The organism is Edaphocola flava (genome assembly GCF_004118155.1).
In the GTDB taxonomy this organism is placed as follows: domain Bacteria; phylum Bacteroidota; class Bacteroidia; order Chitinophagales; family Chitinophagaceae; genus Edaphocola; species Edaphocola flava.
Genome location: NZ_SAIQ01000003.1, coordinates 111,023 through 124,674, shown reverse-complemented (window position 1 = coordinate 124,674; position 13,652 = coordinate 111,023). Strand labels below are relative to the sequence as shown.

11 protein-coding genes are annotated in these 13,652 nt (G+C 44.6%); 2 read left to right on the top strand and 9 right to left on the bottom strand.

Features of this window, described 5'->3' with window-relative positions; all coding sequences use genetic code 11:
- Positions 1–129 precede the first annotated feature (129 nt).
- On the top strand, positions 130–1,356 hold the full coding sequence (locus EMP01_RS10110; RefSeq protein WP_129021400.1) for an MDR family MFS transporter: 1,227 nt from the start codon (positions 130–132) through the stop codon (positions 1,354–1,356).
- Between the two features lie 152 nt (positions 1,357–1,508).
- A complete protein-coding gene (locus EMP01_RS10105; RefSeq protein WP_129021399.1) occupies positions 1,509–2,801 on the top strand; it encodes a DEAD/DEAH box helicase in 1,293 nt (430 codons plus the stop codon).
- A 49-nt stretch (positions 2,802–2,850) separates the two neighbouring features.
- On the opposite strand, the gene argH is transcribed toward EMP01_RS10105, so the two are convergent.
- The 9 genes from argH to EMP01_RS10060 all read right to left on the bottom strand — a co-directional run bounded on the left by argH (position 2,851) and on the right by EMP01_RS10060 (position 13,581).
- Positions 2,851–4,149, bottom strand: a complete 1,299-nt coding sequence (gene argH / locus EMP01_RS10100; protein WP_129021398.1) for an argininosuccinate lyase — start codon at positions 4,147–4,149, stop codon at positions 2,851–2,853.
- Positions 4,142–5,260, bottom strand: a complete 1,119-nt coding sequence (locus EMP01_RS10095; RefSeq protein WP_129021397.1) for a M20/M25/M40 family metallo-hydrolase — start codon at positions 5,258–5,260, stop codon at positions 4,142–4,144. The genes argH and EMP01_RS10095 overlap by 8 nt, the downstream gene beginning before the upstream one ends.
- On the bottom strand, positions 5,257–6,036 hold the full coding sequence (gene argB, locus EMP01_RS10090) for an acetylglutamate kinase (RefSeq protein WP_129021396.1): 780 nt from the start codon (positions 6,034–6,036) through the stop codon (positions 5,257–5,259). The genes EMP01_RS10095 and argB overlap by 4 nt, the downstream gene beginning before the upstream one ends.
- Positions 6,029–7,006, bottom strand: a complete 978-nt coding sequence (locus EMP01_RS10085) for a Rossmann-fold NAD(P)-binding domain-containing protein (protein WP_129021395.1) — start codon at positions 7,004–7,006, stop codon at positions 6,029–6,031. Before EMP01_RS10085 ends, argB begins: the two co-directional genes overlap by 8 nt.
- A gap of 13 nt (positions 7,007–7,019) precedes the next feature.
- Positions 7,020–8,165 (bottom strand): aspartate aminotransferase family protein, encoded by a 1,146-nt coding sequence (locus EMP01_RS10080; protein ID WP_129021394.1) that lies wholly within the window; start codon positions 8,163–8,165, stop codon positions 7,020–7,022.
- 15 nt (positions 8,166–8,180) lie between these two features.
- A complete protein-coding gene (gene argC, locus EMP01_RS10075) occupies positions 8,181–9,164 on the bottom strand; it encodes an N-acetyl-gamma-glutamyl-phosphate reductase (protein WP_129021393.1) in 984 nt (327 codons plus the stop codon).
- Positions 9,151–10,368 (bottom strand): argininosuccinate synthase, encoded by a 1,218-nt coding sequence (locus tag EMP01_RS10070; RefSeq protein WP_129021392.1) that lies wholly within the window; start codon positions 10,366–10,368, stop codon positions 9,151–9,153. The genes argC and EMP01_RS10070 overlap by 14 nt, the downstream gene beginning before the upstream one ends.
- Positions 10,361–11,086 carry a GNAT family N-acetyltransferase gene (locus EMP01_RS10065; RefSeq protein WP_129021391.1) on the bottom strand — a complete coding sequence of 242 codons (726 nt, stop codon included), beginning with the start codon at positions 11,084–11,086 and terminating at the stop codon, positions 10,361–10,363. Before EMP01_RS10065 ends, EMP01_RS10070 begins: the two co-directional genes overlap by 8 nt.
- 542 nt (positions 11,087–11,628) lie before the next feature.
- Complete coding sequence (locus EMP01_RS10060; RefSeq protein WP_129021390.1) at positions 11,629–13,581, bottom strand: tetratricopeptide repeat-containing sensor histidine kinase; 1,953 nt, start codon at positions 13,579–13,581, stop codon at positions 11,629–11,631.
- Between the last annotated feature and the right edge of the window lie 71 nt (positions 13,582–13,652).

Here is a 13,652-nt window from a genome sequence, read left to right as displayed (position 1 = left end):
ATCTTTAAACAGAGAGGCTTCCATAAGAAGCCTCTCTGCTGTTTTATACCAGGTTATGTTGTGGTAAACTTTTCTAAATGCTTCCCGGACAAGCCTGTATACTTTACTTTTGCAAACTATCTAATCACTGTGCAACGACTCTTCAGAATCTATACCGACTCATTTAAAGGACTTTCTACAGAATCCTGGATGCTATCCATTGTAATGCTGCTCAACAGGGCTGGCTCTATGGTATTGCCTTTCCTGGGAGTGTATATGGTGGATCACTTGAAATTCAGTCTGGCCGATTCCGGTATGGTATTGAGTTTCTTTGGTATCGGTTCAGTTGTAGGCTCCTGGTTAGGTGGTTATATCACTGATCGTATCGGAGAGTTTAAAGTACAGTCATTCAGCCTGTTTGCCAGTGTTCCTATGTTCTGCCTGCTGCCCTTGTTTCATACACCGGCATCCCTGGCCGTAATGGTATTGATTCAAAGCATCACCAGTGAGGTCTTTCGTCCGGCCAATTCTGTTGCGATCGCAAAGTATGCCCGTCCGGAAAATATCACCCGGGCATTTTCGCTGAACCGTATGGCCGTGAATTTGGGCTTCTCCATAGGTCCTGCACTTGGAGGATTATTATCTGCCATATCTTACAATTTCCTGTTCTTCTCTAATGCAGCCGCAGCATTGGTTGCAGGCTTTGCCTATATATACTTTTTCAGAAAGAGACATGCACGGTTTATTGCACAGAAAGAAACGGTTGTTGTAGAGGATGTAAAACCGGCAAAGGATCGCTCTCCGTACAGGGATATGCGTTTTGTTGCTTTTTGCTTGTTGTGTTCAGTTTTCTCCATCTGTTTTTTTCAGTTGCTCAATACCCTGCCCTTGTTCTATAAAGATGCGGTAAAACTAGATCAGGGAATGATAGGTATATTACTGGGCTACAGTGGTATCGTAGTGGTATTGTTTGAAATGCTGCTGGTACATATTGCTGAACGCAGATGGACTATTACCCATACAATGGTAATCGGTACAATATTGTGTGCCGTTTCCTACAGTATATTAGGCTTCTCTCATCATATGTTATGGCTTTTTGTATCTATAACCTTCCTCAGCCTGGGAGAGATACTTATTCTGCCCTTTATGTCGACCATTACTGCCGCACGCGCGGGTAAGTTCAACAAAGGCAGCTATATGGGTATGAATGGTATTTCTGTTGCGATTGCGTTTATCATATCACCTTTGCTGGGTTCTAAAATAGCCAGTATATACGGTTTTGAACGGTTATGGATCGGAACAGGCATTCTGTTATTACTAGCCAGTATTGGTTTTTACTTCAGTGTGAAGAAGCTTTTTCCTCATTCCAAAGCCTGATGAACGGACGTTGTGATCAGCGGGAACAGAGGCTGGGTGCTATTCTGGCATAAATCATCAGCGTTTTCAGGTTAACATTATAATTCTAACATAATCTTTGATATAAATAACGGACCTTTGCAAGTCGGGGCAGTATGCCCCGTTTATTTTTTATGAATCAAACATTTCAATCTTTACAGCTGATAAAACCCATCTTACTGGCATTAGACAAGTTGGGCTATCAGCAACCTACCCCCATTCAAGAACAGGCTATACCTCATGTACTCAATCATAAAGATCTATTAGGCTGTGCACAGACCGGTACCGGGAAGACAGCAGCATTTGCTATTCCGATTTTACAGGTACTGGATGCCAAAGGGCCTTCAAGACAAAGACCACGCATCAAATCACTTATTCTGACTCCCACCCGCGAACTGGCTATACAGATCGATGAGAGCTTTGCCGAATATGGTGAATTCCTGCATTTAAAACATACCGTTATTTTTGGTGGTGTAAGCCAGGTACCACAGGTACATCAGCTGCAGAAAGGCATAGATATTCTTATTGCTACTCCGGGCCGTTTACTCGACCTGATTCAGCAAAAGATCATTTCACTTTCAGATATCGAAATTTTCGTACTGGATGAAGCAGATCGTATGCTGGATATGGGTTTTATCCATGATGTACGCAAAGTAATTAAACTGCTTCCGGCTAAAAGACAAACCTTATTCTTCTCGGCGACTATGCCTAAGGTGATCCAGGAACTGGCAGATACAATCCTGACTAATCCTGTTAAGGTTTCTGTTACACCGGAATCGACTACAGCAGAAACGATCAAACAAAGTTTGTATTATGTTGATCGCTCCAGTAAGTACCAATTGCTGGCCGATCTGTTACTGAACGAGATTGATGACAGCGTGCTGGTATTTACCCGTACCAAACACGGTGCCGATAAGCTCGTTAAAATCCTGCATAAACGAAATATTACGGCTATGGCCATACATGGTAATAAATCGCAGAATGCAAGACAGCAGGCACTTTCCCGATTTAAGGATAAATCCATCAAAGTACTGATCGCAACCGATATTGCTGCCCGTGGTATTGATATCGATCTGTTGAAATACGTTATTAACTACGAGATCCCGAATATACCAGAGTCTTATGTGCACCGTATCGGACGTGGTGGTCGTGCCGGAGCCGATGGCGTAGCAATCTCTTTCTGTGATATTGATGAGATAGATTACGTTAAGGATATTCAGAAGATAATCGGAATGAAAATCCCGGTTGTTGAGGATCATAACTATCCGATGAAGAACATGGAAAAGAAAGCTCCTGAAAAGCCAGTCAGGAATGGTCGTAAACACCAGACAGAAGCTGGTGGTGGAGACCGTAAGCCTAAATCGCAGGCACCTGCAATGGCTAAAAAAAGAAAGAAAAAACCAGATCTGAGATCTAAAGAAGCATAATAAAAAGCGCCATAAGTTATTTCTTATGGCGCTTTTTATATTTCATATACTAGACAAACCGTTTACAGGTCTGCTCCATTATCTTTTTAATCTCATCATTACAGAGGTTGCCTATACTGCCTTCATGGCTGTGTTGTATGCTTCTTGCCGGTTTAAAAGTGCCAGCGGCAATATCATTGCCCACTTGCCGGTACGCATCCCGGAATGGTATACCCTGTCCTACCAGTTCATTGACCGCTTCTACACTGAAGATATAAGTATACATATCTGCCTCCAGTATATCCTGCCGTACTTTTATGGCATCCAGCATTAGTTTCATCATCTGAATGCAGTTATTCAGTTCATTGATGGCCGGGAAAATAATCTCTTTGGTCAGCTGTAACTCCCTGTGGTAGCCGCTGGGTAGATTTGCCAGTAACAGGCTCAGCTCATTCGGGATAGATTGTATACGATTACACTTACCCCGTATGAGTTCCAGTACATCAGGATTCTTTTTATGCGGCATAATGCTGCTCCCGGTAGTCAGTTGATCCGGGAAGGAAATGAACCCGAAATTCTGTCCCATATACAGGCAGCAGTCCATAGCCAATCTGCTTAGTGTTGCCGCAATACCTGATAGGGCAAAAGCCAGCGTCTTCTCTGTTTTGCCACGGCTCATCTGCGCATAAATGCTGTTCCAGTGCAGGTCTTCAAAGCCCAGTAACGCTGTAGTGCGTTTTCGGTCTAATGGAAAAGAAGAGCCATACCCTGCTCCGCTACCCAATGGATTTTTGTTACACAGATCATATGCAGTGGCCAGCAGTGCCAGATCATCGGTAAGGCTTTCTGCATATGCACCCAGCCATAATCCTATAGAGGAAGGCATGGCTACCTGCAAATGGGTATAACCGGGAATCAATACATCTTTATACTGCTCACTTTGCTGTATAAGGCTTGTAAACAGGTCTGCTATATTGTTTTTAAGGTCCAGGCAGGCATCTTTAAGGTATAGTTTGATGTCTAAAGCCACCTGGTCGTTACGGCTACGCCCGCTGTGGATCATTTTACCAATATCCCCAATCATTTCTGTCAGCAATAGTTCTACCTGAGAGTGAATATCCTCAACACCGGGTCTTATGAAAAAATCACCGGCTGTAATGGTTTGGGCAATACACTGTAATCCCTCAATAGCCGCAGCAGCCTGTTCTGTGCTCATCAGCCCTACCTCGCCCAGCATCTGTACATGTGCAATAGAACCCTGTACATCATAAGCAGCGAGTAACAGGTCAAATTCATTATCCCGTCCCACCGTAAACCGTTCTACAGCTTCCGATACATCGGTTTGTTCTTTTTGCCAAAGCTTATTCATAAGCAATTATATTTTGTAAAAGGGCATGATATCCATCAATGCCTTTTTGTAGATCATCAATAAAAATAAATTCATCCGCCATATGACTTCTGGCACTATCGCCCGGTCCCATCTTTAATGCAGGAAATGGCATCAATGCTTTGTCACTGGTAGTCGGAGAGCCATAGGGCTTAGCGCCAGTACGCATGCCAGCCTGCACCAGCGGGTGTTGGTCCGAAATGGAGGTTGGCCTTAGCCTCAGGCTGCGTGCCTGTAAACGGCTCTGTACCTGCTGTTGCAGGATGTGCAATACTTCCTCCAGGCTATACAGTTCATTAACCCGGACATCAATTGTAAACCGGCAATCAGCCGGAACAACATTGTGTTGCTTGTTGCTCGTTTCAATACTGGTAACATTAACCTGTACCGGGCCCAGCAACGGACTGACTTTGTCAAAATGGTATGCCCTCAGGGTATTTATATCATCCATTGCCTGATACAGCGCATTGACACCTTCCTGTCTTGCAGCATGTCCTGCTACACCTTTTGCGTATGCATCAATAACCAGCAATCCGCGTTCTGCAACTGCCAATTGCATCAAGGTCGGTTCGCCCACAATAGCAGACCAGGACTGGCTTTCAAGCCCCTGTGCATATGCCGTGTATTCCCGGAATGCTGTATCCTGCAATAGTAATTCAATACCCCCGCTCCCACTAATCTCCTCTTCTGCTGTAGCAGCAAGCACCAGGTTGAAAGGAAGATCCGTTCTGGCATAGTAAGCGGTAAAAACGCTGATGAGGCATACCAGGCTTGCTCCTGCATCGTTACTCCCCAATCCGTACAAACGTCCGTCGTTAATTACTGCCTGAAAAGGATCGCGTGTATAACCAGGATTAGGTTTTACCGTATCATGATGTGAGTTGAGCAGGATCACCGGCTTGTGCTCATCGAAATGCAGGTTGCGGGCATAAACATTATTCCCGCATCTCTTCGTTTCAATGCCTTTAGCCTTCAACCAATGCATTATACAGGCTGCGGTTTGCTGTTCTTCCTTGCTGAAAGACGGAATGACAATGAGGTTCTGTAACAGTTGCAGCGCATCATTCATCAGCTGTGTAGGAGCGCCTGTCATATCTCAATTTTTGTGCCGCAACGGCCTTCCAGTAAATCCGGCAAATGCTCTGCCTGTCCTATATATACGCGGTGTACACCAGCTTTAAGGGCTGCAAAGGCATTGTCCAGTTTGGGTATCATCCCGGCAAATATGCGGTCCTCTTTTTTTAATTGCTTATACATTTTTGGTTTCAGCTTCGTGATGACCGATGCATCATCTGCTACATCCAGCAATACGCCTGCTTTTTCAAAAGAAAAGATCAACTGCGTTTTATAATCATTGCTCAACGCCTTAGCTACTTCCTGTGCAATGGTGTCTGCATTCGTATTCAGCAATTGGCCCGCGCCATCATGTGTGATGGGCGCAATAACAATAGTATCTACAGTCTTGAGTAATCGTTTCATAGCCTTGATCCGCACAGTGTCTATATCGCCCACATATCCGTAATCGATCAGTGCATCACGTTTATGTGCCCGGATGATGTCGGCATCAGCACCGCAGATTCCCACTGCTTTACAGTCTTTAGCTTTCAGCTGGGCTACGATATTTTTATTGATGTAGCCTGCATAAACCATGGTCACCACTCTAAGGGTTTCTTCATCTGTAATCCTGCGCCCCTCCACCATTTCCTGCTGTATGCCCATCTGTTCAGCCATTCTGGTAGCGAGTTTACCGCCGCCGTGTACGAGTATTTTTTTTCCGGGCAGCTGGGCAAATTGCTGCAGGAATAATTCCAGTTTCTGATGATCATCAATGATACTTCCGCCAATCTTAATAATATTTATCTTATGCATATTGCTGTAATATTTGTGCGATAACGGCCTGTGCAGCCCATACTCTATTGCCCGCCTGCTGGGTCACCAGGCTGTTAGGGCCGTCCAGTATGGCATCGCTTAATTCTACATTCCGGCGTACCGGCAGGCAGTGCATCACCTTCGCATACGGAGCGTATTGCAGGTCCTGATCCTGTAGCATCCAGTTGTCTTGCGGCGCGGCCATGGTCCCATAGTCTTTATAACTGCTCCAGTTTTTGATATAGATAATGTCTGCATCCCGGATGGCTTCTATACGGTCATGGCTGATGAGTGCACCGGTAGTATATTTCGGATCAAGGTCCATCCCTTCAGGATGAGCAATCACGAAATTGGCCTGGTCCCATGCGCTCATCCACTGCGCAAAACTATTGGCCACACATTGTGGTAGTGGTTTTACATGCGGTGCCCAACACAATACTACTTTTGGTGTTGAGGATAATTGTTGTTCGCGGATGGTCATCAGATCAGTCAGCGATTGCAGTGGGTGTAATGTTGCGCTCTCCAGGCTGATGACCGGAACAGTTGTGTAGCGGATAAATTGCTGTAAATAGGCTTCTGCGTAATCACTTTCCCGGTCCTTTAAACCCGGGAATGTACGTATAGCCAGGATGTCGAAATACTGGCTCAGTACAGGTGCAGCATCCTTAATATGTTCCACTGTACTGCCGTTCATGATAGTGCCTTCTTCAAATTCCCAGGTCCAGCCTTCACTGCCGGCATTAAATACAATGGCCTGCATGCCTAATTGTTCCGCAGCTACCTGTGTGCTCAAACGAGTGCGCAGACTGGGATTCAGAAAGATCAGCCCCATACGTCGGTTGCGGCCCAGGTGCTGATGCCTGAAAGGATCTTGCTTGTATTGTAACGCTTCATTAATCAGCTGATCGATTGCTGCAGAAGGGGAAATCTGGTTCCGGCTAATATCATTTACGGAAGTAAAGTATTTCATTTGTACGGTAATTTTAAGAAGGTTGTAAATCTTTGATTGCTTGTTGTATCGCGGTCAGGAAAGCATCTGCCTCTGCACGGTTCAATGCCAGGCTGGGCAGTAAACGGATCACATTAGGCTTTGCTTCGCCCGTAAAAATGTGGTATTGTTCCAGTAAGTGTTTCTTTAAAGAAGCGATACTTTCGGGTACATCAAAACCAATCATCAGTCCATGGCCGCGCACATGTTGCAAGGGTTCTATGTTACGGAGGGCATTCATCAGGTACTCCCCTGTTTCACGGGCATTATCCATCAGTTGTTCCTGATCGATCACATCCAGCACGGCCAGAGCCGCAGCACAGGCCAGGTGATTGCCACCGAAGGTGGTGCCCAGCATAAAATATTTTGGTGCTATATGCGGTGCAATAATGATGCCGGCTACAGGAAAGCCATTACCCATGCCCTTAGCCATAGTATAGATATCTGCATCTACCCCGGCATGGTCATGGCTGAAGAACTTACCTGAACGGCCATAACCGCATTGTACGCTATCGGCAATATATACCGAACCGTACTGGTCGCAAAGACTACGGATCAGTTGCAGAAAAGAAGGTGTGGCAATATTGATGCCGCCTACGCCTTGTATCCCTTCAATAATCACTGCAGCAATCTGCTCTCCTTCAAACTCAAACAACGCTTTAAGCTCCGCTTCATCATTAAACGGGAGAAAGATCACATTGTCCGTTTCATTGACAGGGGCTATATATTGCTTATTGTCGGTAGCACTTACCGCCAGTGAGGTGCGCCCGTGAAATGCTTTGCTGAAGGCTACAATTTTTTTACGATTGGTATGAAATGAGGCCAGCTTCAGGGCATTTTCATTTGCTTCTGCACCACTGTTGCAGAGAAACAACTGATAATCGGTTTTGCCGGATACCTGGCCTAATTTGTCGGCCAGTTGCTGCTGCAAAGGAATCTGTACAGAATTGGAGTAAAAAGCAATCTGGTTCAGTTGTTCGGTAATAGACTGTGTCCAGTGAGGATGTGTATGTCCTATGCTGATCACCGCATGACCGCCATACATGTCCAGATACTGCTGTCCGTGATTGTCCCATACATAGGAGCCTTGTGCCCTGGAAATATGTATCGGATTGATCGGGTAAACGTCAAATAATTTCATGTTATATCAATGCTTTTAAAATGCTGATGGTTTAAGATACAGTCCGCTGGTTTCCGGGATCTGCATCATTAGGTTCATATTCTGTATAGCCTGTCCGGATGCACCTTTGATCAGGTTATCGATGGTAGAATGAATGACTAAAAGATCACCTTCCTGTTCCAGCTGCAGGATACATTTATTGGTATTGACCACCTGCTTTAAATGTACCGGAGTGCTACTCAGGTGCACAAAAGGATGGTCTTTATAAAAGTCTTCGTACCAGGCAGCAACTTTTTCTAAGGCTACGCCGCACTTCACCTGGCTGCTGACAAAAATACCTCTCTGGAAATCTCCGCGCCAGGGCACAAAATGTAATTGTTGTTGTGTGTATCCATTTTGTACCTGCTCCAGAGATTCGCTAATCTCTGCCAGGTGCTGATGGGTAAGGGTTTTGTAAGCCTGTATATTATTGGCCCTCCAGCTGAAATGAGCAGTACTGCTCAATGATTGTCCGGCCCCGGTACTACCGGTAATGCCGGTAATATAGCTTTCTCCCAGCATGCCTTTGGCCGCCAATGGCAAGAGGCCCAGTTGTATCGCTGTAGCAAAACAACCGGGATTGGCTACAGATTGTGCCGTGCTGATGGCTGCTTTATTCAGTTCCGGCAAACCATATACAAACTGACGAGTACCTGTTACAGCCTGTGCTTTAAGCCTGAAATCATTGGCCAGGTCTATAATACGGATATGCTCCGGAAGCGTATTCTGCTGCAGGAAGGTTGCCGATTCTCCATGCCCCAGGCACAGAAAAAGTACATGAATATCCTCGCTGATTGTATCGGTAAAGACCAGTTCCGTATCGCCCAGCAGATCACTGTGTACCGTATGTACAGGCTTGCCTGCATTGCTTCTGCTGTGTATGAAACTGATCTGTGCAGAAGGGTGCTGCAGCAATAAACGGATCAGTTCTCCGCCTGTATAGCCCGCCCCGCCTATAATTCCTGTTTTAATAATCTGCATCTGCTTTTGTTTTTTGTGCTGCCTGTACAGCATTCCATATTTTTACCTGGTTGCCGAATATGGTACTGAAGCCTCTTACATCAGTCCCGGTATAACCAGAATTCATTTCTCCGTATTGTCCGAAATCGTTGCGCATCAGGTCATATGCACTGTCTACACCAGCTACCTGGAAGCGATACGGATACAGGTGCAGATATACTGTTCCTGTTACCTGTTGCTGGCTGTGGGTAAAGAAGGCTTCTATATCCCTCATCACCGGGTCCAGGATCTGGCCTTCATGCAGCCAGTTGGCATAAAATTGCGACAGGGTATCTTTCCACTGCAATTGCCATTTGGTGAGCACATGTTTTTCCAGTGCATGGTGTGCTTTAAGGATGACCATTGGAGCTGCGGCTTCAAAACCGACACGGCCTTTGATCCCGATAATAGTATCCCCGATATGTATACCTCTGCCTATGGCATATGTCCCGGCAATACGCTGTACTTCTTTGATAGCATCTACAGGATGTGAATAGCTAATCCCGTTAACCGCCTTCAGCTCTCCCTGTTCAAAATACAGGCTTAACTCCTGCATCTCTGTCTGGGTGCAGGGTGTAGGCCACGCCTCTTCCGGCAATACGCCATGACTTTGCAATGTTTCTTTGCCTCCTATGCTGGTACCCCACAGTCCTTTATTGATACTGTAGGCCGCTTTCTCAAAATTCATATGCACACCTTTGGATTGCAGGTATGCGATCTCTTCTGCACGGCTCAGCTGCATATCCCTGATGGGTGTAATGATCTCAATGCCAGGTATGAGCTGATGAAAAATCATATCGAACCGTACCTGGTCATTACCTGCTCCCGTACTGCCATGAGCTACTGCATTGGCTTCCATAGCCTGTGCATGACGGGCTATGTGTACTGCCTGGCATAAACGCTCTGCACTTACACTGAGGGGGTAGGTATTGTTTTTAAGGCAATTGCCGTAGATCAGGTATTTGACAATGGTATCATAATAATCTTCCACTGCATTAATGGCGGTATGTGAGGCCACGCCCAGCTTTTGGGCATGTGCCGCTATAGCATCCAGTTCTTCCTGGTCGAAACCTCCGGTATTCACAATGATACTGTGTACTTCATACCCGCAATCATGCGACAGATACTGGGCACAATAAGTAGTGTCCAGGCCTCCGCTGAATCCTAAAACAACTTTCTTACTCATGACTTTCTTTGTTTTGTGTGTTTAATGATGCTTGTTGTTCTGCCTTACGTTTCTGCTTCTTCTGGGTCGTGGCTTTAATCAGTTTGCCCAGCATGTTATTGCGTTTGAAGCGTACCAGTCGTTCAAAGACCTTATTCTTTTCTTTGAAAAACTGGCGGGTGATCTTAGGTGAATAATGATCTTCAGGATCATACATCATTGCCGTGCAGAGGCAGTTTTTACGCTCCTTCATCGTCAGGATCTCGTAATTGATACAGCTTTTACATCCGGACCAGAACTGCTCATCCTGAGTCAGCTCGCTATAGGTAACTGGCTCGTAACCCAGGTCACTATTGATTTTCATCACGGCGAGCCCGGTAGTGAGTCCGAAGATCTTTGCTTTGGGATAGAGCTTCCTGCTGAGTTCAAATATTTGTTTCTTGATGGATTTGGCTACACCCAGTGCCCGGTAATCGGGGTTGACGATAAGGCCGCTGTTGGCCACAAAAGCACCATGACTCCAGGTCTCGATATAGCAGAACCCTACCCAATCATTATCGGTCGTCAGTGCAATGACAGATTTGCCTTCGATCATTTTCTGAGCAATGTAGTCAGGCGACCGCTTGGCGATTCCTGTTCCTCTGACTTTAGCACTCCGCTCCATTTCGATGGTGATCGTTTCTGCGTAATGAATATCTGCCTCTTGCGCAGTGCGAAAAATCAACTTAGTGTTTTTCACGTAAATAAATTTTTAGATGGTACGTATAGATACAAAACGACGCATGCAACACCACGGATTTGGTGTGCAGCGTTTATTTCCAAGCACTGATAGCAGTTTGTAAACAACTACTACCAGTCTATCGTCGCGATGATCTGGGGGTAAAATGCGAAAGAGGGCCCGCTGTTATTCCAGCGGTATCGCATGCAAATTGATATGTAAGTGAGTTGATCAATTTTGTAAAATGTGCGGCAAATGTATTACATAAATCGAAAAAAACAAGATGCACAATATGAATATTTTCTGATTGTTATATTAAAAGTTTGTTAGAGCATCGCTGTAATCCTTTCCTGTATTGTGTTTGTATGATTTCAAAAAAATGTCCTGAAGCCTGAAAAAAAATCTGCAGACTTTGTTCGTTTGCTGTACTCCATGCGCTGTTCTTCCGTCAAAATCAAAAATAACAGGTACAGATGAACATAAGTTTGCGGCAGGATTAATTTATCGTAAACTCCTTCCGATTGGCTAAAAGTTGTATCTGATATTTCTTGCTTTTGAAGTATTTATGGCCTGGGGAAATAAATGTGAAATTCGGTGCCATTTCCCGGCGAACTGCTGACCTCAATTTTGCCGCCATTGGCATCTACAAATGATTTTACCAGGGTCAGGCCAATGCCAAATCCTGTCTCATTTTTGGTGCCGAAAGAGTTTATTTGCTTGCCTGATGAATGGAATAATTTGGACAATTTCTCGGCAGACATACCTACGCCTGTATCTTTAATGATAATGATTGTCGAATCTAAGTTGGACTGGTAGTCAATGCTGATAGTGCCCTTGTCCGGAGTGAATTTTATGGCATTATCTATAATGTTACGGATGATGACCTGGAACTGATCAATATCTGCAAATATTGCTGCAAATGCAGTTGCCGTATGCTTTACAGCAAGTTGCTTTTCTACTATTTCGTGTTCAAAAACACTCAGTATCTCTTCCGTTACTTCATAAGCATTGATCTCCGTTTTATAGGCTATTAATCCCCTGCTCTGACTATTCGCCCAGTTTAACAGCTGATCAATCATATTGCGGGTGGCCAGTGTATGGTGATTCATTTTTTCCAGAATAGATTGGAAGTCTTCCCTGGAAACATCCATATTCCTGATCACATTAAGGGTAAGGATGATGGAGGAAAGTGGTGAGCGCAAATCATGACTGATCACGGAAAGTATCATATCCTTTGTCTCATTCAGTTCAGAAAGCTGGTCTTTCTGCCGTTTGATTTCTTCCTTTCTCAAAGCCAGTAAACGGCTCTTTTCGGTAAGCTCTTTGTTTAAAAAATCTTTTTGCCCCGAGGATCGGTAGATGATAATGATGAGTACTACTAAAAGTGCTGTGACTATCAGGAAGCATATGATGACTACCCGCTGGAATTTATTTTCCTGCGCTGATATCAGGTTTTTTTGCTGCAAGCTATAATTCTGTAAGCGCTGATGTTTTAAATTAAGCGCATTAATGCTGGACTGTTTTTTCTCATTGAACAAACTATCCTGGTACTGGATATTTAAAAGCGTATACTGGTATGCTTTTTCGAAGTTACCCATTGCGGCATAGATTTTTCCTAATACAGCCAGGGCGCGGTTAGCGTCCCATTTAGTGCCGTTTTTCTGTGCCAGCAACCATCCTTTTTCGGCATAGTCAACAGCAATCGAGTTGTAGCCAGATCGTTCATAACATTCCGCCAGGCCGGTATAGGCAAAGCTGTTCTCCCAGTCATTCTGATAGACCGTATCTTTAATTACCCTGTAGTAATAATCAATGGCAGCCTGTGTCTTGCCCATTTTGAAATACATCTCCCCCAGCCTGTTCTGCACCATGAGTTCGATGTTTTTTTGCCGGGTTTTCTGTGCTATAAATGCAGCAGTACGGTAAGCGCTTTCTGCCTCGCGGTATAATGACTGTTCGCTGAAGCAGAGACCAATATTGAAATAATTAGCTGCTAATTTGGTAGAATCATTCAACCGCAGATTAATGTTCAGGGCCAGATTTAGTTCTTCACATGCTTCACTTGTTTCGCCTTGCGCCAGATGAATCAGGCCTAAAAGGTTGCGTACCCTTGAAATAGTTACATCATCTGCTATTCCTGTATTGATGTGCAGGCTATTTAAGGCACATTCCAGTGCTGTTTCATAATTTCCTTTTATATACTGTATCCTGCTTGCACCGAAGAGTCCGTCTGCCATACCCTTTTTATAGGAAATAGAGTCTGAAAGGTAAATAGCACTATCGATCAGTTTTTCTGCTTCGGCAAAATGCTGGTTATCAGAAAGGAAAAGCGCCCGCAGGTTTAAGCTGTCAATTTGCTGAAGGCCTGCCTGTTTATGATTCAGCCATTTGATATTTCTGTTAGTAGCCTTTGAGACTATAATATAGGTAATCAGCGCAATGAAGGCTACTATTAGCGTCCACTTAAGAATGCTATTGATCCGCTTCAGACCTGTGTAATGATATTTTTTTTTCATTGTTATTTAATCTGCTTCTGGTCACCACAAAACAAGTAGTTAGCTCGGCGTCCGGAAGTAAAATACTAATT

Bases quoted from the DNA above. Each gene is read 5' to 3' on its own strand.
- EMP01_RS10105 (WP_129021399.1), top strand. From the start codon at position 1,509: ATGAATCAAACATTTCAATCTTTACAGCTGATAAAACCCATCTTACTG.
- EMP01_RS10070 (WP_129021392.1), bottom strand. From the start codon at position 10,368: ATGAGTAAGAAAGTTGTTTTAGGATTCAGCGGAGGCCTGGACACTACT.
- argB (WP_129021396.1), bottom strand. From the start codon at position 6,036: ATGCATAAGATAAATATTATTAAGATTGGCGGAAGTATCATTGATGAT.
- argH (WP_129021398.1), bottom strand. From the start codon at position 4,149: ATGAATAAGCTTTGGCAAAAAGAACAAACCGATGTATCGGAAGCTGTA.
- EMP01_RS10060 (WP_129021390.1), bottom strand. From the start codon at position 13,581: ATGAAAAAAAAATATCATTACACAGGTCTGAAGCGGATCAATAGCATT.
- EMP01_RS10095 (WP_129021397.1), bottom strand. From the start codon at position 5,260: ATGACAGGCGCTCCTACACAGCTGATGAATGATGCGCTGCAACTGTTA.
- EMP01_RS10085 (WP_129021395.1), bottom strand. From the start codon at position 7,006: ATGAAATACTTTACTTCCGTAAATGATATTAGCCGGAACCAGATTTCC.
- argC (WP_129021393.1), bottom strand. From the start codon at position 9,164: ATGCAGATTATTAAAACAGGAATTATAGGCGGGGCGGGCTATACAGGC.
- EMP01_RS10080 (WP_129021394.1), bottom strand. From the start codon at position 8,165: ATGAAATTATTTGACGTTTACCCGATCAATCCGATACATATTTCCAGG.